This window comes from Massilia aerilata, from assembly GCF_042656905.1.
Classification (GTDB): Bacteria; Pseudomonadota; Gammaproteobacteria; order Burkholderiales; family Burkholderiaceae_D; genus Telluria; species Telluria aerilata.
Genome location: NZ_JBHSMZ010000004.1, coordinates 232,359 through 252,091 on the forward strand (window position 1 = coordinate 232,359; position 19,733 = coordinate 252,091).

Consider the following 19,733-nt stretch of genomic DNA (forward strand, 5'->3'; position numbering starts at 1 on the left):
GTAGGATCCTTGGCTAACGGCCACGCAGCATGGCCAGCAGGGTGCGCGGCACCAGCATCACCATCACGAGGTGCAGCACGATGAAGGCGCACAAACCGGCCATGGCGCCAAAATGGATGCGGCGCGCCGCTTCGTAGCCGCCCAGCAGTTCGCGCAGCAGCGGGAACTGCACCGACTTCCACAGCACCAGCCCTGACAGTACGAGCACGATGCTGTCGGCCATCACGAACAGGTAGGCCAGGCGCTGCACGCTGTTGTAGTGGCGCGGATCGGCATGGCTCAGTTTGCCGTGCAGGGCAGCCCCGATGTCGCGCACTACCTGGCGCGGCGGGACAGGAAAGAACTGGCGCCGCAAGCGTCCCGAGAACAGGTTCACCGCCAGGTACAGCAGGCCGTTGGCGAACAGCAGCCACATCGCGGCGAAATGCCATTCCAGGGCGCCGGCCAGCCAGCCGCCCAAGGTCAGGCGCGGCGGGATACCGAAGCCGAGGAACTGGGTGGCGTTGTAGATGCGCCAGCCGCTCGTCACCAGCAGCACGACGGCGATGGCGTTCAGCCAGTGCATGATGCGCAGCCAGGCTGGATGGACGATGCTTGGGTCGCGTGCCATCACGGTCTCCCCGCCTCGGCGCCGGCGACGCCGTCCTTGCAGGCCGCCGTATCGACCGCCTGCAGGACACCGGCGCCGGGGTCCTGGACGAAGGCGAGCGCCTGTAGCCGATCGCGTCGCCATGCCGGGGCCAGCTTCACCTCGCGCTGCACCTGCACGGCGCCGCCGGCCAGGGGAAACGGCCCCAACCAGAGGCGCGCGACGTCCTCGTGGCGCAAGGTGGCGCCGCCGTTCTCGCCGCGCGCTACCTTCGACACCAAGCCGGTTTCGGTCAGCACCAGGTACAGGGCGCCGGCCGTGTGCGGATCGGCGGCGCGGGCGCTCGCTTCCAGGCGCAGCATGCCGCCGCCGGCGGCGCTCCCTTTCAGGACGATCTTCAGCGGCGCCGGCTGGGCGTTGGTGCGCCGGATCGCCTCCGGCAGGGCGGCGTCCCAGTCACGCACTTCCGTGCCGTTGACGAAGAATTGCGGTGTGTAGGCCACCTGCCGGCGGCCATGCTGCAGCAGCAAGCGCTGGCGCTGGTCGAACAGCGGCTGGGCGAAAGGGTCCTTCCAGCCCAGGCTGTCCCAATAGCCGACGTGCAGGGTGAGCGGCACCACGGCGGCGCCGGCATCCATCCGGCTGCGCAGTGCCGCGAGACGGCGGTCCGCGGGCGGGCAGCTGGAACAGCCTTCGCTGGTGTACAGCTCGACCAGCGCGGCGGTGGCGGCGCCGCTGTTGACTTGGCAGGCCGCGGCGGCATACGATGCCGGCGCAGCAAGGGCAAGGGCAAACGCGAAAAGTAGCGGCGGTAAAGGCTGGTCATGCATGGCGGACCCCGTTTCATTGGATAGCAGCTGTTAGTTCGCGGCCGCGACGCGATCGGTTACATGCGATGCTGCGTTTCATGCAAATTTTTTTCGATCGATCGCTGTCACCAAAGGCGTCCATGCAACGAATACCTGAAGGAACGGTCTTGCGCGCGGCGGAATTGCGCCTGCATGCCCTGTTCGTACAAGGCATCGATGGCGATGCGGCGGCTTACCGCACTTTCCTGTCGGCCACGGCGACCCACCTGCGCGCGTTTCTCCGACGGCGCTTGCGGCAATGGCCGGATGAAGTGGAGGACCTGGTGCAGGAGGCCTTGCTGGCCATACATAACCAGCGTGCCAGCTACGATACCGGCGTGCCGCTGACGGCATGGATCCATGCGATCGCCAGGTACAAGCTGATCGACTGGCTGCGGCGCCATGCGCGGCGCGATGCCTGCCACGATGCCCTCGACGACGAGGACATCGTGGCCGACGAGGCGGACGCGGAAGCGGGCGAAGCGCGGCGCGACCTGGCGGTGCTGCTCGCCACCTTGCCCGCCAGGCAGCGCGAGGCCATCGTGCTGACCAAGCTCGATGGCTTGTCGGTACGGGAAGCGGCCGCCGCGCTGGCAATGTCGGAGGCGGCGGTCAAGGTGAGCGTGCACCGCGGCCTGAAAGCGATTGCCGCGAACTTGAGGACGATGAAATGAAGACCGATGAACTGATCGAGATGCTGGCGCGTGGCCCGGACCTGCGGGTCGATGCGGCGCGTGGCCGCGTGCTGCCGTTCGTGGCGGCGGGCGTGCTCGCCAGCGCCGCCTTGATGCTGGCAGTGCTGGGCGTGCGGCCGGACCTGGGCCTGGCGATGCTGTTGCCGGCGTTCTGGATCAAACTTGGCTTCGCAGCGGCGCTGGCATGGGGCGGCGTGGCGGCGGTACGGCGCCTGAGCGCGCCTGGGGCCGCGTTGGGCGTCTTGCCGGTCTGGCTGGGCTTGCCGCTACTGGCGATCTGGGGCCTGGCGGCGATGGCCTTGCTGGACGCGCCGCCGGAGGCGCGCGCCGCCTTATTCTGGGGCCGGACCTGGCGCGTGTGCCCCTTCCTGATCGCACTGCTGTCGCTGCCGGCCTGCGCCGCCGTGCTGCTGGCGATGCGCCGGCGCGCGCCCACCCGGCCGCGACTCGCGGGCGCGGCGGCCGGTCTGGCGGGCGGCGCCCTGGCAGCGCTGGTGTATTGCCTGCACTGTCCCGAGATGAGCGTGGTCTTCGTCGGTTTCTGGTACGTGCTGGGGATGCTGCTGCCCGCCGCGGCGGGCGCCTTGCTCGGCCCGCGGGTGCTGGCCTGGTAGGACGAACAACGCGCCGCCCGATCACGGCCGGACGGCGTCGGCTCAGCGCGTCACCAGCGCCGTGCCTGGCTGCTGGGCGATCCGGAAGCGGCGCATCAGCTCCTCCAATCTCGCCGACTGGTCCTGCATGCTGGACGCCGCCGCGGCGGCTTCCTCGACCAGCGCCGCGTTCTGCTGGGTGGCCTGGTCCATCTGCGTGATGGCGGCATTCACCTGGTTGATGCCGGCGCTCTGCTCGTGGCTGGCGGCGGTGATCTCGGCCATGATGTCGGTCACGCGCGCCACGCTGGCCACCACTTCCTCGATCGTCGCGCCGGCCTGCTGCACCAGCGCCGTGCCGGCGTTCACCTGGGTCACCGAATCGCCGATCAAACCCTTGATCTCGCGCGCCGCGGTGGCCGAGCGCTGCGCCAGGTTGCGCACTTCGGAGGCCACGACCGCGAAGCCGCGGCCCTGCTCGCCGGCGCGCGCCGCTTCGACGGCCGCGTTCAGGGCGAGGATATTGGTCTGGAAGGCAATGCCGTCGATGACGCCGATGATGTCGACGATCTTGCGCGAGGCGCCGTCGATGGCGCCCATGGTCTGCACCACCTGGCCGACGATCTCGCCGCCGCGCGTGGCGACCGTCGATGCCGCCTGCGCCATCTGGTTGGCCTGGTTGGCGTTGTCCGCATTGTGGCGCACGGTCGAGGTCAGTTCTTCCATCGAGGCCGCGGTCTCTTCCAGCGAGCTGGCCTGCTGCTCGGTGCGGCTCGACAGGTCGAGGTTGCCGCTGGCGATTTCGGTGCTGCCGGCCGCGATGGTGCGCGTGCCTTCCTTTACTTCCGCCACCACCCTGGCCAGGCCGTCGTTCATCGCCTGCATGGCGCGCATCAGGTCGCCGATCTCGTCGCGGCGGCCATTGTCGAAGGAACCCGTCAGGTCGCCGCCGGCCACCGTCTCGGCCACCTTCACGGCGCGCGACAGCGGACGGATGATGCTGCGCGTGATCGCCACCGCGCCGAAGGCGCCGAGCGCGATCATCAGGCCGTTCAGCAGGAGGATGATTTTTTCCCGGTCATCGGTGGCGGCGCGGCTCGTGTGCGCCATCCGGTCGATGGTCCGGCGCTGCATCGCCAGCAGTTCCTTCAGCGCGGCCGAATAGGCTTGTGCGGCCGGGGCGAAGCCTTCGTTGAAGCGGCGCTCGGCGGTGCCGGCGTCGCCGGCCTTCTTGGCATCCATGACCTCGACCTTGGCCGCCTGGTATCTGGCGCGCAGCGACTGCACGGTCGCCAGCTGGGCCTTTTCTTCCGGCGAGTCCAGCAGCGGCTCGACCTTCTTGATGATCTCGGTGCTGGCGGTCACGCTGTCGGCGATCTCCTTGGCGAACACGGTGCTCAGGGTCGTGTCCGTGCTGCGCGCGATCAGCGAGGTGCGGACGATGGCGGAATAAGTGTTGACGTTCCAGTCCGACACCAGGCGCTCCTTGGCCAGCGGGACGGCCAGCATCCTTTCGGTGGCGTCGGCATTGGCGCTCGCGGCCAGCAGGGCGGAAGCGGTGGCGACGGTGGCGAGCACCAGGATGAGTGCAAAGGCGATGGATAGACGGGTGCCGATGCGGGTATGGCGCAGAAAATATTTCACTTGTCCCCTCTTGTTTCTTTTTTATTTAGTCATGCGCTTTGCGCGCCATGCGAGGAAATTATGCAATATTTACTTGCGGTATGGAAAATTTTTTGACGACCAGGGCAAGTCTGTCGTAAATATGCCGCGTCAGCTTTGCGCCCCCGAGGCGAGCCGGGTGATGGTGCGCGCCAGGCCCCGCACCACGCGCGCGGTGCTCTCGGCATCGGGCTGGTCCGGCGTTTCCTCGCGCATATGATAGTAGGGATAACGCATGAAGGCGGTGTCCGTGATCATGATGGCCGGATAGCCGAAGCGCCTGGCGGCGGCGCGGTCCAGAAAGGTCACGCCCTGCACGTAGGCCGGCGCGGCCAGGCCATGGGCGGGGAAGTCGGAGACGGCGCGGAAGGCCGACAGCGCATCCTGCACCAGGCGCGACGCCTCCAGCGTGCCGACGAAGGCGATGAAGTTGCCCGAGTCCGTGCGTGCGGCATCCTGCTTGCGGCTTTGGCGCAGCGAATACCAGCCGACCGCCGCGAGCACCGGAGAGGCGCCCGCGTCTCCGGCGCTGCCCAGGTCCTCGCCCTCGAGTCCGGACGGCGTCTGGTCGACGAAGAAGACGAACTTCACTTCGGTGCCCTGGCTCGGGTGCAGGTCCTTCAGCAGGCGCGCCAGCTCCAGCACGGCCGCGGCGCCGCTGCTCCTGTCGCTTGCGGCGGCGGCCAGCGGCGCGGCGCCGTAGCGGGCGCCGACGATGAAGATGCGCGCCGGCTTCGCATGCGGCGCGGGATTGGTCACCGACACTTCGATATTGCGGACCTTGCGCGCGCCGGCCCGGTATGCCTGGCGCCGCACCGCATAGCCCTCGCCCTGCAGCACGCCCTCGATATAGCGCGCCGTGTCGTCTTCACCGGAGGCGATGGCCGCCGCGTGGGCGCGCAGGCGCAGCGCCAGGGAAGGCTGGGCCACCTCGGCGGCGCCCGGCGTCACGGTGAACAGCGCCAGCAGCACCAGCACGATGATGGCGACGAGGACTTTCCAATGTGAGCGCAGAAAGGTTCGCATGGCATGAAGAACGCCGCAAAAAGAAACCGGGGCCGGCTTGCGATTTCATCATACCGAAATCACCAGTCCGGCCCCGGCAGGGCGCTTTCAATTATGCGAAGTAACTCAGCGCGCGGCGGTCGTGTTCGCCGGCTCGCTCCAGCCGCCGCCCAGCACGCGGTACAGCGTCACCTGGTTCTGCAGACGCGCCAGGTTCGCTTCGATCGCCTGCTGCTGGGCGGTGAACAGCGAACGCTGGGCGTCCAGCAGGTCGAGGTAGCTGGCGGTGCCGTTACGGTAGCGCAGGTCCGACAGGTTGAAGCGGTCGGCTTCCGCGGCCGCCACCGCCTGCTGGGCGCGCAGCTGCTCGCTGAAGGTGGCCTGGCCGGCCAGGGCGTCCGACACTTCGCGGAAGGCGGACTGGATCGCCTTCTCGTAGCGGGCCACGGCGATGTCGCGGCCGGCCACGGCGCTCTCGACGCCGGCGCGGCGGGCGCCGAAGTCGAACAGCGGCAGGATCGCCTGCGGCGCGAAGCTCCAGCCGAACGAGCCGCCTTTGAAGAGGCCGGACAGCTCGGAGCTGGCGCTGCCGGCGCTGCCGGTCAGCGAGATGCGCGGGAAGTAGTTCGCGCGCGCCGCGCCGATGTCGGCGTTCGCCGCGATCAGCTGCTGCTCGGCGGAGCGGACGTCCGGCCGCGCGCTCAGCAGGTCGGACGGCATGCCGGCCGGCAGGTCGGGCAGGTTGGTCGCGGCCAGGGTGGCGCCCGGCGGCAGGCTGTCCGGGATGGTCTGGCCGACCAGCAGGGTCAGCGCATTCGTGTCCTGCGCGATCAGGCGCTGCTGCTGGGCCAGCACGGTGCGGGCCTGTTCGACCAGCGACACGGCCAGCTGCAGGTCGAGCTTGGAGATCACGCCGTTTTCGAAGCGCAGCCTGGACAGGCGCAGCGATTCCTCGCGCGTCTTGAGGGTCTGCTGGGTCAGGTCCAGCAGCTCCTTGTCGGCCAGCAGGGTCAGGTAGGTGTTGGCCACCGTGGCGATCAGGCTGATCTGCGCCGTCTTGCGCGCTTCCTCGGTCGCCAGGTACTGCGCCAGCGCGGCGTCGCTCAGGTTGCGCACGCGGCCGAACAGGTCGAGCTCGAAGGCGGTGACCGACACGCCGGCCTGGTAGACGCTGGTCAGCGGCGCATCGCCGGCGGTCGAGGCGCGGCTGGCGGTCAGGCCGGCATTGATCGCCGGGAAGCGCGCTGCGCGCTGGATCTGGAACGCGGCCCGCGCCTGCTCGATATTCAGGATCGAGACCCGCAGGTCGCGGTTGTTTTCCAGCGCCAGCTGGATCAGCTTTTGCAGGCGGGCGTCCACGAAGAAGCGCTGCCAGGCGATGCTGGACGGCGCTTCATTCGCGACCGGGTTGCCGCTGTGGACGGTGCCTTCCACCGTCGGGAAGGCGCCGGCCACCGGTGCGGCCGGGCGCTCGTACCTGGGCGCCAGGTTGACGCAGCCTGCCAGGGTCAGGGCCAGGACGAGGGGAGTCAGGACGTTTTTCATTTTTTTCATTTAATCTCTTCCTTCGCAATGCCGGCACTATCGGCATGGTGTTCGTAGATCTCCTGCTGGCGCTTGCTGCCCTTGAAGAAACTGCGGATCACCACGAAGAACACCGGCACGAAGAACACGCCGAGTGCGGTCGCGGTGATCATCCCGCCCATCACGCCGGTACCGATGGCGCGCTGCGAGGCGGCACCGGCGCCGCCCGCGATCACCAGCGGCAGCACGCCGAGGATGAAGGCCAGCGAGGTCATGATAATCGGTCGGAAGCGCAAGTGGGCAGCTTCGATGGCGGCTTCGATCGGCGACTTGCCTTGCGCCTGCAGATCCTTCGCGAACTCGATGATCAGGATCGCGTTCTTCGCCGCCAGGCCGATCACGGTGATCAGGCCGACCTTGAAGTAGACGTCGTTCGGCATGCCGCGCATGGTCGCGGCCAGCAGCGAGCCGAGCACGCCCAGCGGCACCACCAGCAGCACCGAGACCGGGATCGACCAGCTTTCATACAGCGCGGCCAGGGCCAGGAACACCGCCAGCAGCGAGAAGCCGATCAGCACGAACACGGTGGAGCCGGACAGGATCTCCTCGCGCGACTGGCCGGTCCACTCGTAGGCGAAGCCCGCCGGCAGCTTGGCCGCCAGGTTCTGCATCTCCTGCAGCGCGTCGCCGGACGAATAGCCCGGCTTCGGTTCGCCGGTGATGCTCATGGCCGGGTAGCCGTTGTAGCGGCTGGTCTGCTGCGGACCGTTGATCCACTTGGTGGTGGCAAAGGCCGACAGCGGCACCGGCTCGCCCTTGTTGTTCATCGCGTTCAGGCGCAGCAAGTCTTCCGGCTGCATGCGGTCCTTGGCGTCGGCCTGCACCACCACGCGCTGCAGGCGGCCGGCGTTCGGGAAGTCGTTCACGTAGCTCGAACCCAGCGAGGTCGAGATCGCAGTGTTGATCGCATCGAAGGTCACGCCCAGCGCCTGCGCCTTGTCGCGGTCGATCTCGAGCTGCAGCTGCGGCGCGTCTTCCAGGCCTTCCGGACGGATGCCGGTCAGGACCGGCGACTGCATCGCCATGCCCAGCATCTGGTTACGCGCCTGCAGCAGGGCTGCGTGGCCGAGGCCGCCGCGGTCCTGCAGGCGGAAGGAGAAGCCGGCGCCGCGGCCCAGTTCCGGGATCGGCGGCGGGCTCACCACGAAGATGAAGGCGTCGCGCAGGCCCATCAGGTGACCCGTGATGCGGCCGGCCAGGCTCTGTGCGTCCGAGCCCTTGGCCTTGCGTTCGTCCCAGGACTTCAGCGGGATGAAGGCAAGGCCCATGTTCTGGCCCTGGCCGGAGAACGAGAAGCCGGTCACCGACACCATGTCGGCCACTTCCGGCTGCTTCAGCACGTAGTCTTCGGCGGACTTCAGCACGGCGCTGGTGCGCTCGGCGGTGGCGCCCGGCGGCAGCTGGATGTTGGCGATGATGTAGCCCTGGTCTTCGTTCGGCAGGAAGGAGTTCGGCATCCTGGTGAACACCAGGCCGACGAGGCCCAGCAGCAGCACGAACACCACCAGTGCGCGGCCGGTGCGGCGCAGGATCTTGCCGACGAAGCCTTCATAGCGCCTGGCGCCGGTGCTGAAGGTACGGTTGAACCAGCCGAAGAAGCCGCGCTTCTCCATGTGGTGGCCGGCTTCGACGGGCTTCAGCAGGTGCGCGCACAGCGCCGGGGTCAGCGACAGCGCCAGGAAGGCCGAGAAGGCGATCGAGGACACCATCACCGCCGAGAACTGGCGGTAGATGTTGCCGACCGCGCCGGCAAAGAAGGCCAGCGGCACGAACACCGAGATCAGCACCACGGTCACGCCGATGATCGCGCCCGAGATCTGGCCCATGGCCTTGCGGGTCGCGGCAAGCGGCGGCAGCCCTTCCTCGGACATGATGCGCTCGACGTTCTCGACCACCACGATGGCATCGTCGACCACGATACCGATGACGAGGACCATGCCGAACATGGTCAGCACGTTGATCGAGAAGCCCAGCGCCAGCAGGGTCGCGAAGGAGCCGAGCAGGGCGACCGGCACCACGATGGTCGGGATCAGGGTGTAGCGGATGTTCTGCAGGAACACGTACATCACGATGAACACCAGGATCACGGCCTCGATCAGGGTCTCGATGACCTGGCTGATCGAGATCTGGATGAACTTGGTGGAGTCGTACGGCACCGCGTACTTCATCCCGTGCGGGAAGTACTTCGACAGCTCGCCCATGCGGGCCTTGATCAGGTTCGCGGTTTCGAGCGCGTTACCGGTCGGCGACAGCTGCACGCCGATACCGGTGGACGGGCGGCCGTTCAGGCGCGCCGAGGTGGTGTAGGCCTGGCCGCCGATCTCGATGCGGGCCACGTCCTTCAGGCGCACGGTGGAGCCGTCCGGGTTCGCGCGCAGCACGATGTTGCCGAACTGTTCGACGGTCGACAGCTGGCCGGTGACCACCACGGTGGCCGAGATCTGCTGGCCGACGTTCAGCGGCAGGTCGCCGATGGTGCCCGACGCCACCTGGGCGTTCTGGGTACGGATCGCGTTGTTGACGTCCGCGGACGACAGCTTGAAGCCGACCAGCTTGGCCGGATCGATCCAGATGCGCATCGCCTTCTCGGTGCCGAACAGCTGGGCCTGGCCCACGCCCTTGATCCGCTGGATCTCGGGCAGCACGTTGCGCGAGGCGTAGTCGCCCAGCGCGATCGGGTCCCAGTTCGGGTCGTCGGACGAAAGGATGGTGAACAGCAGGAAGTTCGAGCGCGCCTTATCCACGCGCACGCCCTGCTGGTTCACGGCCGCCGGCAGGCGCGGGGCCGCGCGCGACAGGCGGTTCTGGACGTCGACCTGGGCCAGGTCGGGATCGGTGCCGGTCTCGAAGGAGATCGTGATGGAACCGGAGCCGTTGGCCTGGCTGGTCGACTCCATGTAGACCATGCCGGGGGAACCGTTCATCTCGCGTTCGATCACGGAGATGACCGAATCCTCGAGGGTCTGTGCCGAGGCGCCCGGGTAGGCGACGCTGACCACGATCGACGGCGGCGCCACGGTGGGATATTGCGCGATCGGCAGCTGCTTGATGGCGACGCCGCCAAGCACCATGATGAACAGCGCGATCACCCAGGCGAAAATGGGGCGGTCAATAAAAAAACGAGCCATAACGGATTCCTGTTTCTCTTATTTAGCCGCGACCGGTGCTTTGTCAGCGGCCGGCGCGCCGGTAGCCGCCGGCGCTTGCGGCGCCCAGGGCACCGGCTGCACCGGAGTGCCCGGCGGCAGCATCTGCAGTTTCTGGAAGCCGTCGACCATCACTTTCTCGCCTTCCTTCAGGCCGTCGGTGACGACCCAGTTGCTGCCCTCCTGGGAAGCGATCTTGACGGTGCGCGGGGTCGGCTTGTTGTCGGCGCCGACCACCATCAGGGTGTCGCCGGCCGGGCCGCCGCGGGTCACGGCCTGCTGCGGCACCACGATGCCGGCCGGCAGTTCGGCCTGGGCCAGGCGCACGCGCACGTACTGGCCCGGCAGCAGGGCGCTGTCCGGGTTCGCGACCTGGGCGCGCAGGGTGACCTGGCCGCTGGTCGGATCGACGGTCACGTCCGAGAACAGCAGCTTGCCTTTGCGGCCGAGCTCGGTGCCGTCGTCGAGGATCACCGACACCGGGATGGCGGAGTCGATGCCGCGCTTGCCGGCGCTCTTGCGCAGGCGCTGCAGGTCGGCGGCGGACTGGGTGATGTTCAGGTAGACGTTGTCGGTCTGCTGGATCAGCGCCATCTGGGTCGCCTCGGTGCTTGACACCAGCGCGCCTTCGGTCACCAGCGCGCGGCCGATGCGGCCCGAGATCGGGGCGTACACGTTCGAGTAGCCGTAGTTGATCTGGGCGATCTTCAGTTGCGCGCGGGCGGCGTTGACGTCGGCCTCGCCCTGCTTGGCGGCGGCGACCGCGTTGGTGTACTCCTGCTTGCTGACCGCGTTGGCCTCGACCAGAGGCTTGTAGCGCTCGACGGTGGCGGCGGCCGAGGCCTGGGTGGCCTGGGCGCGGCCGAGCGCGGCCTGGGCGCTGCTGACCTGGGCCTGGTAAGGCGCCGGATCGATCTGGAACAAGGACTGGCCCTGCTTGACGATGCTGCCCTCGGTAAACAGGCGCTTCAGGACCACGCCGTTGACGCGGGCGCGCACTTCGGCCACGCGGATCGCCTCGACGCGCGCCGGCAGTTCGGTTTCGAGCGCGACCTGCTGGAATTTGGTGGTGATCACGCCGACTTGCGGCGGGGGCATCTTGCCGGCCGCGGCGCCGGCGCCGGCAGCGGCGCCGTCCTTCTTGCCGCAGGCCGACAGCAGGGCCAGGGCGGTCAGGGTGCACAGAGCGATCCTGCGGACCGGCGTACCGGTCAGATTCAAGGTTGAGGAGTGGGCAGAGTGCATTAAGCTTTCCTTCTGTTGAAAAAAGGACAAAACCGTCCGCGGCATTACACTGGAGGCCGTCGTCGATTCGTCACTGGCTTTTAGATAAACGCAGCTATACTATCACGAGTGTATGTTTAATGTTTTCGGACCACCAATTTTGGAGATAGGCGATTATGGCCCGCAGAACCAAAGAAGAGGCCGCTGCCACACGTGACAGCATCCTTGATGCCGCAGAAAAATTGTTTGTTGAACAGGGCGTGTCCAGGACGACTTTGCAGCATATCGCAAGCGCCGCCGGTGTGACGCGCGGCGCAATTTATTGGCACTTCGACGACAAGGGCGCGCTGTTCAACGCCATGATGGAGCGCGCCACCCTGCCGCTGGAAGCCGAGCTGCAGGTGCTCGACGAAGCCGCGTCGGGCGATCCCTTGTCCGACTTGCGCGAGTACATGCTGGCGGTGCTGCGCCGCACGGTCGAGGACCCGGTGGCGCGCCGCGTGTTCGAGATCGCCACCCTGAAAGTCGAATTCGTCGACGAGATGGACGCCGTGCGCTGCCGCCGCCGGCACAACCTGGGGCAATGGATGGCGCGCGCCGAACGCCAGGTCAAGCTGGCCGCGGACCAGGGCCTGATCGGCAAGAACGTCGATCCGGCCAGGATCGCGCTGGCGCTGTGGACCATGATCGACGGGATGATCCGCAACTGGATGTTCGCGCCGCAGAGTTTCGATCTGCTGCAGCTGGGAAAGTGCGTGATCGATCCGTATATGGAAGGCTTGCGGGCGGGGCGCGCATGAAGTTCTTGTGCGCGCTGCTCTGCGGCCTGGCCTGTTTTCCGGCGGCCGTACAGGCGCAGGCCTTGCCCTTCGCCGGACGCTGGCTGCTGGACGAGAACCCAAAGGCGCCGGCCGCCGCCTACACGGTCCTGACAATCGACGGCGAGAAAATGCGGTGGAGCGGGCCGGACAAGGCGACGCCGGTGTGCGTGCAGGAATTCGCGCTGAAGCAGGAAAAGCCCGGCACGGTGTACGCCGATGGCCGCGGCACCAGATTCCTGGCCGGCGTCAAGGGCAGCATCCCGACCTATCTGCTGCAACTGCGCAGCAGCACCTGCGGCCGCGCAGGCGAAGACACGCGGATCCGCTATCCGCTGGTCTACGACACCCGGCATATCGAAGTGATCGGCTATGTGAAGGGCAAGCCGGTCAGCTCGCGACGGTTTCATCGCAAGGAGTGAAGCGGCGCCGGCTGGCGGCGCGGACGCCAGGTACTCCAGTGGATCAGCCATAGCAGGGCAAGCTGGATCGGCAAACGCAGCCATAGCGCCCATAGCGGTACGTGGAAGAGTTCCGGGCGCTGCAGCATATAGATATGGACAGGGGTGACGGCCACGGTCAGCAGAAAAAGCCCGATGCCGGCCGCCCTGCGCACCCGCGGTATCAGAATGCCGGCCGCACCCAGTAACTCGGCGGCGCCACTGACCAGCACCGCCGCCATTGGCCAGGGGATATAAGGCGGTACGACACTCGCTTCGATGCGGGTTGCCGCAAAATGCATGATCCCGCCGATGAAAAACCAAATGAACACGATCGACAGGCCAAACGCCTGCTTCTTGCTGATCTGGCGGTGTGTCCAGGCGTTTTGCAAGTTCATCACAGTTCGGCGACCGCAGGATGCGCAGCCTGGACGAAGGCTGCTTCCTTGCCGTCGCCGTCGCGCAGTATCGTGATCAAGCTTTCCAGCGCCAGCGACGCTTCGCCGCGCCACACCAGGTGGGTGCAGTTGGCCGCGATCCGCCCGGGCAGCTTGTGCTGCCTGACCTTGTCCGCCGCATGCAGCGCGCCCAGCACGCTCTGCGGCACCACGGCAAAGCCGGTGCCCGCCGCCACGCAGGCGATCATGCCCTGGTAGGAGCCGAATTCCAGCACCCGCTCGGCCACCACGTCCTCGCTGCCCAGCCAGTCGTCCAGGCGCCGGCGGTAGGAGCAGCCGTGGGCAAAGGCGATCATCGTCAGGCGGCCGAGATCCTTCGCCGTGCGCACAGGCCCGGCATTGCGCGGCGTGATCAGGACCAGCTCTTCGCGGAACACCGGCAGCGCGTTCAGCCCCGGCGCCGTGAAGGGCTCGGACACGAAGGCCGCCTCGATCTCGAAATTGCGCACCCGGTTGAGCAGGGCGCCAGTGGTCCCGGTGACCAGCTCCACCACCACGCCCGGATGCGCATCGTGATAACGCGACAGGATGGGCGCGAGGCGGCTGCCGGCCGTGCTTTCGAGCGAGCCGAGCCGGAACACGCCCTGCGGCCTGCCGGTGCGCAGTTCGTCGACGGCTTCGTCCGCCAGGCGCAGCAGGCGGGTCGCGTAGTTCAGCAGGGTCTTGCCCTCGGCGGTCAGGCTCAGCGAACGGCCGTCGCGCCGGAACAGGCGCACGCCGAGGTATTCTTCCAGCTGGCGGATGCGGGTGGTGACGTTGGACGGAACGCGGTGCAGCTTTTCCGCGGCCCGGTTCACGCCGCCCTCGCTGACGACGGTACGGAAAATCAGCAGGGCTTCGAGGTCGATCGTTCTCATGGAGAGAATGATAGTCCAATTTTATTCATTAGTCAGGACGCGCATTGTGCGTTTTAATGGCGATATGGACACCATCTTTTCAGCAAGCGTCCGCCCGGGGCGCACCGCCGCGGCGGTCTGCGCGGCCGCCATGATCTCGCTGGCCGTCGCCATGGGCATCGGCCGCTTCGCCTTCACGCCCCTGTTTCCGCTGATGGTGCGGGATGGCCTGATCGACAGTCACGCCGGCGCCATGCTGGCCGCCGCCAACTACCTCGGCTACCTGGCCGGGGCGCTGGCGGCGGCCCGCATCCGCACCAAGCCGGCGCTGCTGCTGGCGCTGGGCCTGGCCGGCACCGTGCTCATTACCGCGGCGGTCGGCTGGACCGCGTCCGGCTTCTGGTGGGCGGTGCTGCGCTTCCTGGCCGGCGTGATGAGCGCCTGGACCCTGGTCGCGACCAGCGCCTGGGGACTGGGCTGGCTGGCCGCGCTGGGGCGGCCCGACCTGGCCGGCGTGCAGTTTTCCGGGGTCGGGATCGGCATCGCCGCCGCCGGCCTGTTCTGCCTGCTGCTGGGTTCTTCATTGCCCTCGCCGCAGCTGTGGATCGGCCTGGCGGCGTTGGGTGCGCTGGCTTCGGTGCTGCCGCTGATGCTGAGCCGCAGCCTGCCGGCGCCGCCTGCCGCGCCTGCTTCTTCCGCGCCGGCGCCGGTGGCTGCGCCTTCGAAGACCGCCGGCCTGGTCGCCTGCTACACCCTGTTCGGCTTCGGCTACATCCTGCCGGCCACCTATCTGCCGGCGCTGGCCCGCCAGCTGGTCGACGACCCGCAGGTGTTCGGCCTGGCCTGGCCCGTGTTCGGCGCCGCCGCGGCGGTGTCCACCGTGCTGGTGTCCTGGCGCCTTGCCCGCGCTGACCGCTTGAGCGTGTGGGTGGCCGCGCACCTGCTGATGGCGCTGGGCGTGCTACTGCCGGCCGTGTGGACGTCCCTGGCGAGCGTGACCCTGGCGGCGCTGCTGGTCGGCGGCACCTTCATGGTCATCACCATGGTCGGCATGCAGGAGGCGAGGGCGCGCGCCGAAGGCCAGGCCACGCGCGTGCTCGGACGCATGACGGCCGGCTTCGCGCTCGGCCAGCTGGCCGGTCCGCTGGTCAGCGCCGGCATCGCGCGGCTGACGGCCAGCGAGGCGGGCGCCCTGAAGCTGGCGCTGGCCTTGTCGGCGCTGGGATTATTGGCGAGTTCTTTTTATTTGTGGCGCCTGCGCCGCCACGATTGAGCAATCAACAGGAGAAACGATGAGCACAGCACAGGGCTTCGGCCCGATGACCAACGAGCGCCTGCCGCTGCCATCCCGCGAGGGCATGAGCGAGGCCCAACAGGCGGCCGCCGACAGCATCATCAACGGTCCGCGCAAGGCCATCTTCGGCCCTTTCGTGCCGCTGCTGCAGGTGCCGGCGTTGATGGAACACATCGGCAAGACGGGGGAGACGCTGCGCTTCCACGGCAGCCTGAAGGATGCGATCCGCGAGCTGGCGATCTGCGTGGTGTCGCGCGAGACCGGCAACCAGTTCGAGTGGCAGACCCACGCGCCGGCCGCCATCAAGGCGGGGGTGAAGGAAGAGGCGATCGCTTCGCTGGGCGCGGGACGCCGCCCGCGCGACCTGCCCGGCGACCAGGCCTGCGCGGTCGATTTCGCGCAGGAGCTGATGCTACGGCAGGGGGTGAGCGATGCGACGTATGCGGAGGCGGTGGCGCACTTCGGCGAGCCGGGGACGGTGGAGCTGACCGCGCTGATCGGCTACTTCACGATGGTGTGCTGGGTGATGAATGTGGCGCGGACGCCGGGGCCGGCGGGGTCGAATGCGCCCGCTTTGGCAGCGTTTCCTTGAAGCCTGGCAATTTCGTTGTATTTAGGAAATTTCTTTTATAAAAGAAATAGTGCTCGATAGAAACTTTTCGATTCTGTACACTAAGTACTTTTTTTCACAGAATCACAGAATGAATGCCTCGAACACTGCGGAAACGATTGAGCAGCCGGTGCAAACCGCACAAGTTTCCACCTCCAGTACATATCCCTTGCTGGGGTTTGCCTTGGTGATGACAACAGCCGCCATCTGCTATGGCATCCTGTATTACGTCTTCATGCTTGACTAGAACTCGTGAAACCGGCGGCTCGATGGCCGCCGGTTTCATTTGTGACTGCACGTCACAAATCGATCACCACGCGATCAGCGCAACTCCTCGATCATCTTCTTCAGCTTCAGGGAATCCGCCACGAAGGCACGAATGCCCTCGGATAGCTTCTCGGTGCCCATCGCATCTTCATTCAGCATGAAGCGGAAGGTCTTCTCGTCCATCGCGATCTTCTCGAGATCGGCGCCGGCATCGGCAGTCAGCTTGCGCTCGACGGGTGCATCCGCCTCGGCCAGCTTCTGCAGCAGGTCCGGCGAGATGGTCAGCAGGTCGCAGCCGGCCAGTTCCAGGATCTGCGAGGTATTGCGGAAGCTCGCGCCCATCACTTCGGTCTTGTAGCCGAACTTGCGGTAGTACTGGTAAATGCGCTTGACCGACTGCACGCCCGGATCGTCGGCGCCCTGGTAGTCGGTGCCGGTCGATTTCTTGTACCAGTCGTAGATGCGGCCGACGAACGGCGAGATCAGCTGCACGCCCGCTTCGGCGCAGGCGATGGCCTGGCACAGCGAGAACAGCAGGGTCAGGTTGCAGCGGATGCCTTCCTTTTCCAGGATCTCGGCGGCGCGGATGCCTTCCCAGGTCGAGGCGATCTTGATCAGCACGCGCTCGCGCTTGACGCCGGCGGCTTCGTACAGGGCGATCAGTTCGCGGCCCTTGGCGACGGTGGCTTCGGTGTCGAAGGACAGCGCAGCGTCGATCTCGGTCGAGACACGGCCCGGCACGAACTTCAGGATCTCGACGCCGAAGGCGATCAGCAGGCGGTCGACGATCTCTTCGACGCCGGCGCCCTTGGCATCGGCAACGGCCTTTTCCAGCAGCGGACGGTATTCCGGCTTCTGGACGGCTTTCAGGATCAGCGACGGGTTGGTGGTCGCGTCCTGCGGGGCGTAGGCCTTGATCGACTGGAAGTCGCCGGTGTCGGCGACGACGGTGGTGTACTGCTTGAGCTGTTCGAGTTGGTTCATGGCGCTTGGAAAGTGATGTGAGATACGGATTTCGTGATTGTACCGTACCGGCGGCGGCCGATTTATTCGAAAAGGCGCATGCCGGCATACGGCGCCGCGCGGCACGAGGGCCTGCTACGGTAGGGTGGGCAGCCTCTGCCCACGGCAGGCATCAGCAATCCGTCGCGTCCAGGAAAGCCGCGACCATGGCCTCCAGTCCGGCCTTGTCCTCATCCGAGAAACGGTCCGGCTTCGGGCTGTCGATATCGAACACGCCGACCAGCTTGCCGTTCTTGATGACCGGGAGCACGATTTCCGAGCTTGATGCCGAATCGCAGGCGATGTGGCCCGGGAAGGCGTGCACGTCCGGCACCACGATGGTCTCGCGCTTGACGGCAGTCGTGCCGCAGACGCCGCGGCCGAAAGGGATGCGGGCGCAGGCCGGCTTGCCCTGGAAGGGGCCGACCAGCAGGTCCTGGCCTTCGCCCTTCTTGCTCGGCACGGTCAGGTAGAAGCCTGCCCAGTTGAGGTCGGCGAGGGTGTCGTAGACCAGGGCCGAGAACTGCGCGGCGTTGGCGGTGAGGTCGCGCTCGCCTTCGAGGACGCTGGCGACCTGGCGTACCAGCAGGTCGTAGTCGGGGCGGGTGCTGCGTTCGGGATTGATGTGCATGGCGACGGAATCAGGGTGTCGAAACCGGCCATTCTAGCGGATTCGTCCCGCGCCCGCCGGGGCCGGGTGGGGAAGCCGCTTGCCCCGGTTTATTTCTCCGGGGCATCCACGGGGGGCGTGCAGGCGCATACAATCGCCGCATGCCGACCCACATCCTCCATTCCGCGCCGCCCGTGCCCCGGCACAGCTTCCGCGAACGCCTGCAGGCCGAGCTGGCGGCGCGCTGCGAACGCAATCCCGGCTATTCGCTGCGCGCCTACGCCAACTGGCTGGGCATCGACCATGCGACGCTGTCGCAGCTGATGCGCGGCAAGCGCAGCATGACCGAGGCCACCTTGCGCCGCCTGGGCGCGCGCATCGGCCTGGCGCCCGAGGAAATCGATGCCTATGCCGCACGGGGAGAGGCGGCCACGGCCGGCAGCGCACCGGTGCGCGCCCTCGCCGAGGATGCGGCCCAGGTGTTCGGCAACTGGCACGCCTTCGCGATCATGGAACTGATGCGCCTGCGCTCGTTCCGGCCGGACGTGCGCTGGATCGCCCGCGTGCTGGGGGTCAGCGCCGGCGAGGTGCAGGTCGCGCTGCAGCACCTGCTGCGCCTGGGCTTCCTGCAGCTGGAAAGCCCGACATGCTGGCGCGACCTGACCGGCGGCGCCATCCTGCGCGAGGAAGACTTCACGATGCTGGCGCTGGAGCGGCTGGCGGCGCGCTCGCGTGAGATCCAGCTGGCATCGGCGCGTAATGCCCCGCAAGCGAGCCGGGCTCACGGCGCCGTCACGATTGCGCTTGCGGAAAAGGATGTCGGGCTGCTGATGAAGCTGGTCGAGCAATTCCTGGCCGACGTACAAGCCTGCAGCGCCGGCGAAGGCGCGGACCGCCTGTATCACGTCGACCTGCACTGCCTGCCGCTGTCCACACAAGATTCTTCATCCTCATAAAGGAGCATTACCATGGCAAATCCCGTCATGCGCTGGCAGATCGTCAGCGCCGAATCCGAGCAGCTGGCGCAGTTTTACTGCGGCCTCTTCGGCTGGGAACCGAAGCGCGACAATGCGCTGGGCTACAACGCCATCGATACGAAAACCCAGGATGGCATCCAGGGCGGCATCTGGCCGGCCCCGCCGGGCGCACCGTCCTTCGTGCAATTGTTCGTTGAAGTCGACGATTGCGCCGCTTATGTCGAATCGGCGCGGAAACGCGGCGCCACCGTGCTGATCCCACCGCAGGCCTTGCCCGACGGCGACGTCATGGCCTTGCTGAAGGATCCGAGCGGCATGTCCTTCGGTATCATGGCACGCCGTCCGGGCTGAAACTGTTTCAGGCAGCGGCCAGCTTCTTCAAAGCGGGCAGGATCTCGTGCAGGCTGCTCACTTCGCAAGTGGGCACGGCCTCGGATTCGTTCGCCAGCTGCGCCGGATTGAACCAGCAGCTGTCGATGCCGAAGCGGTTGGCGCCGAGGATGTCGGCATCGAGCCGGTCGCCGACGATCACGGTCTCGTGATGCGCGAAGGCGCGCGCCATCTTCGCCGCGTAGTCGAAGAAGCGGCTGTCCGGCTTGGCGTAGCCGCAGGCTTCCGAGGTCGAGACGAAGGAGATGTGGTCTTTCAAACCCGAGCTGGCGATGCGGCGGGTCTGGATGTGCTCGACGCCATTGGTGATGATGCCGACTTCGCCGATCGCGCACAGGGCTTCGCAGACCTGTTTTGCGCCGTCGATCAGGACCACGGTCTCGGACAGCGATTCGAGATAGAGGTGGCTGGCGCTTGCTGCGTCGAGCTCGAGGCCGTTCTGCGCGAAGGTGCGGCGAAAGCGTTCGACTTTCAGGAAGTCTTTCGAAACGGCGCCCAGCTCGAACTCGCGCCAGAGGGCGACGTTGATTGCCTGGTATTGCGGGAACAGGGTGTCGATCCCTTCGCGCAGGCCGAGCGCTTCCAGCGTGCGCAGGAAGGACAGCTGTTCGGAGGCCTTGAAGTCGAGCAGGGTGTCGTCTAGGTCGAAAAGAAATAGAGTGTGTTTCATCCGCACTAGTTTAGC

21 protein-coding genes are annotated in these 19,733 nt (G+C 66.9%); 9 read left to right on the forward strand and 12 right to left on the reverse strand.

The features are described 5' to 3' along the window. Positions 1 to 13: 13 nt before the first annotated feature. Entirely contained in the window at positions 14 to 610 is a 597-nt protein-coding gene (locus ACFPO9_RS05805) for a cytochrome b/b6 domain-containing protein (RefSeq protein ID WP_379768352.1), read from the reverse strand. Beyond that, on the reverse strand, positions 610 to 1,419 hold the full coding sequence (locus ACFPO9_RS05810) for a DUF1223 domain-containing protein (protein ID WP_379768354.1): 810 nt from the start codon (positions 1,417 to 1,419) through the stop codon (positions 610 to 612). Before ACFPO9_RS05810 ends, ACFPO9_RS05805 begins: the two co-directional genes overlap by 1 nt. Positions 1,420 to 1,538: 119 nt before the next feature. Between ACFPO9_RS05810 and ACFPO9_RS05815 the strand changes: the two genes are divergently transcribed. Together ACFPO9_RS05815 and ACFPO9_RS05820 are read left to right on the forward strand one after the other, a co-directional pair. Next, complete coding sequence (locus ACFPO9_RS05815) at positions 1,539 to 2,111, forward strand: sigma-70 family RNA polymerase sigma factor (RefSeq protein ID WP_379768356.1); 573 nt, start codon at positions 1,539 to 1,541, stop codon at positions 2,109 to 2,111. Then, positions 2,108 to 2,746: an NrsF family protein gene (locus tag ACFPO9_RS05820; protein WP_379768358.1), complete on the forward strand. Its 639-nt coding sequence runs from the start codon at positions 2,108 to 2,110 to the stop codon at positions 2,744 to 2,746. Before ACFPO9_RS05815 ends, ACFPO9_RS05820 begins: the two co-directional genes overlap by 4 nt. 42 nt (positions 2,747 to 2,788) lie before the next feature. Here the strand turns inward: ACFPO9_RS05820 and ACFPO9_RS05825 are convergent, their stop codons facing one another. The 5 genes from ACFPO9_RS05825 to ACFPO9_RS05845 all read right to left on the reverse strand — a co-directional run bounded on the left by ACFPO9_RS05825 (position 2,789) and on the right by ACFPO9_RS05845 (position 11,367). Beyond that, positions 2,789 to 4,369, reverse strand: a complete 1,581-nt coding sequence (locus ACFPO9_RS05825) for a methyl-accepting chemotaxis protein (RefSeq protein WP_379768360.1) — start codon at positions 4,367 to 4,369, stop codon at positions 2,789 to 2,791. Positions 4,370 to 4,498: 129 nt separating this feature from the next. Continuing rightward, positions 4,499 to 5,413, reverse strand: a complete 915-nt coding sequence (locus tag ACFPO9_RS05830; RefSeq protein WP_379768362.1) for a zinc-binding metallopeptidase family protein — start codon at positions 5,411 to 5,413, stop codon at positions 4,499 to 4,501. Between the two features lie 105 nt (positions 5,414 to 5,518). Continuing rightward, on the reverse strand, positions 5,519 to 6,946 hold the full coding sequence (locus ACFPO9_RS05835) for an efflux transporter outer membrane subunit (RefSeq protein WP_379768364.1): 1,428 nt from the start codon (positions 6,944 to 6,946) through the stop codon (positions 5,519 to 5,521). Beyond that, entirely contained in the window at positions 6,943 to 10,104 is a 3,162-nt protein-coding gene (locus tag ACFPO9_RS05840; RefSeq protein ID WP_379768366.1) for an efflux RND transporter permease subunit, read from the reverse strand. Before ACFPO9_RS05840 ends, ACFPO9_RS05835 begins: the two co-directional genes overlap by 4 nt. Positions 10,105 to 10,122: 18 nt before the next feature. Beyond that, the gene (locus ACFPO9_RS05845) at positions 10,123 to 11,367 is read right to left on the reverse strand and encodes an efflux RND transporter periplasmic adaptor subunit (protein WP_379768368.1); all 1,245 of its coding nucleotides are present in this window, start codon (positions 11,365 to 11,367) and stop codon (positions 10,123 to 10,125) included. 155 nt (positions 11,368 to 11,522) lie between these two features. Here ACFPO9_RS05845 and ACFPO9_RS05850 point away from each other — a divergent pair, with 155 nt between their 5' ends. Next, entirely contained in the window at positions 11,523 to 12,146 is a 624-nt protein-coding gene (locus ACFPO9_RS05850; protein WP_379768370.1) for a TetR family transcriptional regulator, read from the forward strand. After that, positions 12,143 to 12,586, forward strand: coding sequence for a hypothetical protein (locus tag ACFPO9_RS05855; RefSeq protein ID WP_379768372.1), 444 nt, complete (start codon positions 12,143 to 12,145; stop codon positions 12,584 to 12,586). The genes ACFPO9_RS05850 and ACFPO9_RS05855 overlap by 4 nt, the downstream gene beginning before the upstream one ends. Here the strand turns inward: ACFPO9_RS05855 and ACFPO9_RS05860 are convergent. Together ACFPO9_RS05860 and ACFPO9_RS05865 are read right to left on the reverse strand one after the other, a co-directional pair. Further along, entirely contained in the window at positions 12,571 to 13,002 is a 432-nt protein-coding gene (locus ACFPO9_RS05860; protein ID WP_379768374.1) for a DoxX family protein, read from the reverse strand. The two genes, ACFPO9_RS05855 and ACFPO9_RS05860, sit on opposite strands and share 16 nt — an antisense overlap. After that, positions 13,002 to 13,919, reverse strand: coding sequence for a LysR family transcriptional regulator (locus tag ACFPO9_RS05865; protein WP_379768376.1), 918 nt, complete (start codon positions 13,917 to 13,919; stop codon positions 13,002 to 13,004). The genes ACFPO9_RS05860 and ACFPO9_RS05865 overlap by 1 nt, the downstream gene beginning before the upstream one ends. A gap of 64 nt (positions 13,920 to 13,983) precedes the next feature. Here ACFPO9_RS05865 and ACFPO9_RS05870 point away from each other — a divergent pair, with 64 nt between their 5' ends. From ACFPO9_RS05870 to ACFPO9_RS05880, 3 genes are all read left to right on the forward strand, one after another. Further along, the gene (locus ACFPO9_RS05870; protein ID WP_379768378.1) at positions 13,984 to 15,171 is read left to right on the forward strand and encodes a YbfB/YjiJ family MFS transporter; all 1,188 of its coding nucleotides are present in this window, start codon (positions 13,984 to 13,986) and stop codon (positions 15,169 to 15,171) included. Positions 15,172 to 15,190: 19 nt separating this feature from the next. Continuing rightward, positions 15,191 to 15,784 carry a carboxymuconolactone decarboxylase family protein gene (locus tag ACFPO9_RS05875; RefSeq protein ID WP_379768380.1) on the forward strand — a complete coding sequence of 198 codons (594 nt, stop codon included), beginning with the start codon at positions 15,191 to 15,193 and terminating at the stop codon, positions 15,782 to 15,784. A 109-nt stretch (positions 15,785 to 15,893) separates the two neighbouring features. Next, on the forward strand, positions 15,894 to 16,049 hold the full coding sequence (locus ACFPO9_RS05880) for a hypothetical protein (protein ID WP_379768382.1): 156 nt from the start codon (positions 15,894 to 15,896) through the stop codon (positions 16,047 to 16,049). Positions 16,050 to 16,123: 74 nt separating this feature from the next. Here the strand turns inward: ACFPO9_RS05880 and tal are convergent, their stop codons facing one another. Continuing rightward, positions 16,124 to 17,053, reverse strand: a complete 930-nt coding sequence (tal, locus tag ACFPO9_RS05885) for a transaldolase (protein ID WP_379768384.1) — start codon at positions 17,051 to 17,053, stop codon at positions 16,124 to 16,126. A gap of 151 nt (positions 17,054 to 17,204) precedes the next feature. Beyond that, positions 17,205 to 17,702, reverse strand: coding sequence for a GAF domain-containing protein (locus ACFPO9_RS05890; protein ID WP_379768386.1), 498 nt, complete (start codon positions 17,700 to 17,702; stop codon positions 17,205 to 17,207). Positions 17,703 to 17,842: 140 nt separating this feature from the next. Between ACFPO9_RS05890 and ACFPO9_RS05895 the strand changes: the two genes are divergently transcribed. After that, positions 17,843 to 18,637, forward strand: a complete 795-nt coding sequence (locus ACFPO9_RS05895; RefSeq protein ID WP_379768388.1) for a DUF4423 domain-containing protein — start codon at positions 17,843 to 17,845, stop codon at positions 18,635 to 18,637. Positions 18,638 to 18,649: 12 nt separating this feature from the next. Next, a complete protein-coding gene (locus ACFPO9_RS05900; protein ID WP_379768390.1) occupies positions 18,650 to 19,009 on the forward strand; it encodes a VOC family protein in 360 nt (119 codons plus the stop codon). A 7-nt stretch (positions 19,010 to 19,016) separates the two neighbouring features. Here the strand turns inward: ACFPO9_RS05900 and ACFPO9_RS05905 are convergent, their stop codons facing one another. Next, positions 19,017 to 19,718, reverse strand: a complete 702-nt coding sequence (locus ACFPO9_RS05905; RefSeq protein ID WP_379768392.1) for a YjjG family noncanonical pyrimidine nucleotidase — start codon at positions 19,716 to 19,718, stop codon at positions 19,017 to 19,019. Positions 19,719 to 19,733 lie beyond the last annotated feature (15 nt).

Excerpts from the sequence above, each read along its gene's own strand:
- ACFPO9_RS05895 (WP_379768388.1), top strand. The coding sequence starts at position 17,843 with ATGCCGACCCACATCCTCCATTCCGCGCCGCCCGTGCCCCGGCACAGC.
- ACFPO9_RS05855 (WP_379768372.1), top strand. The coding sequence starts at position 12,143 with ATGAAGTTCTTGTGCGCGCTGCTCTGCGGCCTGGCCTGTTTTCCGGCG.
- ACFPO9_RS05880 (WP_379768382.1), top strand. The coding sequence starts at position 15,894 with ATGAATGCCTCGAACACTGCGGAAACGATTGAGCAGCCGGTGCAAACC.
- ACFPO9_RS05840 (WP_379768366.1), bottom strand. The coding sequence starts at position 10,104 with ATGGCTCGTTTTTTTATTGACCGCCCCATTTTCGCCTGGGTGATCGCG.
- ACFPO9_RS05850 (WP_379768370.1), top strand. The coding sequence starts at position 11,523 with ATGGCCCGCAGAACCAAAGAAGAGGCCGCTGCCACACGTGACAGCATC.
- ACFPO9_RS05875 (WP_379768380.1), top strand. The coding sequence starts at position 15,191 with ATGAGCACAGCACAGGGCTTCGGCCCGATGACCAACGAGCGCCTGCCG.
- tal (WP_379768384.1), bottom strand. The coding sequence starts at position 17,053 with ATGAACCAACTCGAACAGCTCAAGCAGTACACCACCGTCGTCGCCGAC.
- ACFPO9_RS05890 (WP_379768386.1), bottom strand. The coding sequence starts at position 17,702 with ATGCACATCAATCCCGAACGCAGCACCCGCCCCGACTACGACCTGCTG.
- ACFPO9_RS05810 (WP_379768354.1), bottom strand. The coding sequence starts at position 1,419 with ATGCATGACCAGCCTTTACCGCCGCTACTTTTCGCGTTTGCCCTTGCC.
- ACFPO9_RS05905 (WP_379768392.1), bottom strand. The coding sequence starts at position 19,718 with ATGAAACACACTCTATTTCTTTTCGACCTAGACGACACCCTGCTCGAC.
- ACFPO9_RS05820 (WP_379768358.1), top strand. The coding sequence starts at position 2,108 with ATGAAGACCGATGAACTGATCGAGATGCTGGCGCGTGGCCCGGACCTG.
- ACFPO9_RS05860 (WP_379768374.1), bottom strand. The coding sequence starts at position 13,002 with ATGAACTTGCAAAACGCCTGGACACACCGCCAGATCAGCAAGAAGCAG.
- ACFPO9_RS05835 (WP_379768364.1), bottom strand. The coding sequence starts at position 6,946 with ATGAAAAAAATGAAAAACGTCCTGACTCCCCTCGTCCTGGCCCTGACC.
- ACFPO9_RS05870 (WP_379768378.1), top strand. The coding sequence starts at position 13,984 with ATGGACACCATCTTTTCAGCAAGCGTCCGCCCGGGGCGCACCGCCGCG.
- ACFPO9_RS05865 (WP_379768376.1), bottom strand. The coding sequence starts at position 13,919 with ATGAGAACGATCGACCTCGAAGCCCTGCTGATTTTCCGTACCGTCGTC.
- ACFPO9_RS05830 (WP_379768362.1), bottom strand. The coding sequence starts at position 5,413 with ATGCGAACCTTTCTGCGCTCACATTGGAAAGTCCTCGTCGCCATCATC.
- ACFPO9_RS05815 (WP_379768356.1), top strand. The coding sequence starts at position 1,539 with ATGCAACGAATACCTGAAGGAACGGTCTTGCGCGCGGCGGAATTGCGC.
- ACFPO9_RS05845 (WP_379768368.1), bottom strand. The coding sequence starts at position 11,367 with ATGCACTCTGCCCACTCCTCAACCTTGAATCTGACCGGTACGCCGGTC.
- ACFPO9_RS05805 (WP_379768352.1), bottom strand. The coding sequence starts at position 610 with ATGGCACGCGACCCAAGCATCGTCCATCCAGCCTGGCTGCGCATCATG.
- ACFPO9_RS05900 (WP_379768390.1), top strand. The coding sequence starts at position 18,650 with ATGGCAAATCCCGTCATGCGCTGGCAGATCGTCAGCGCCGAATCCGAG.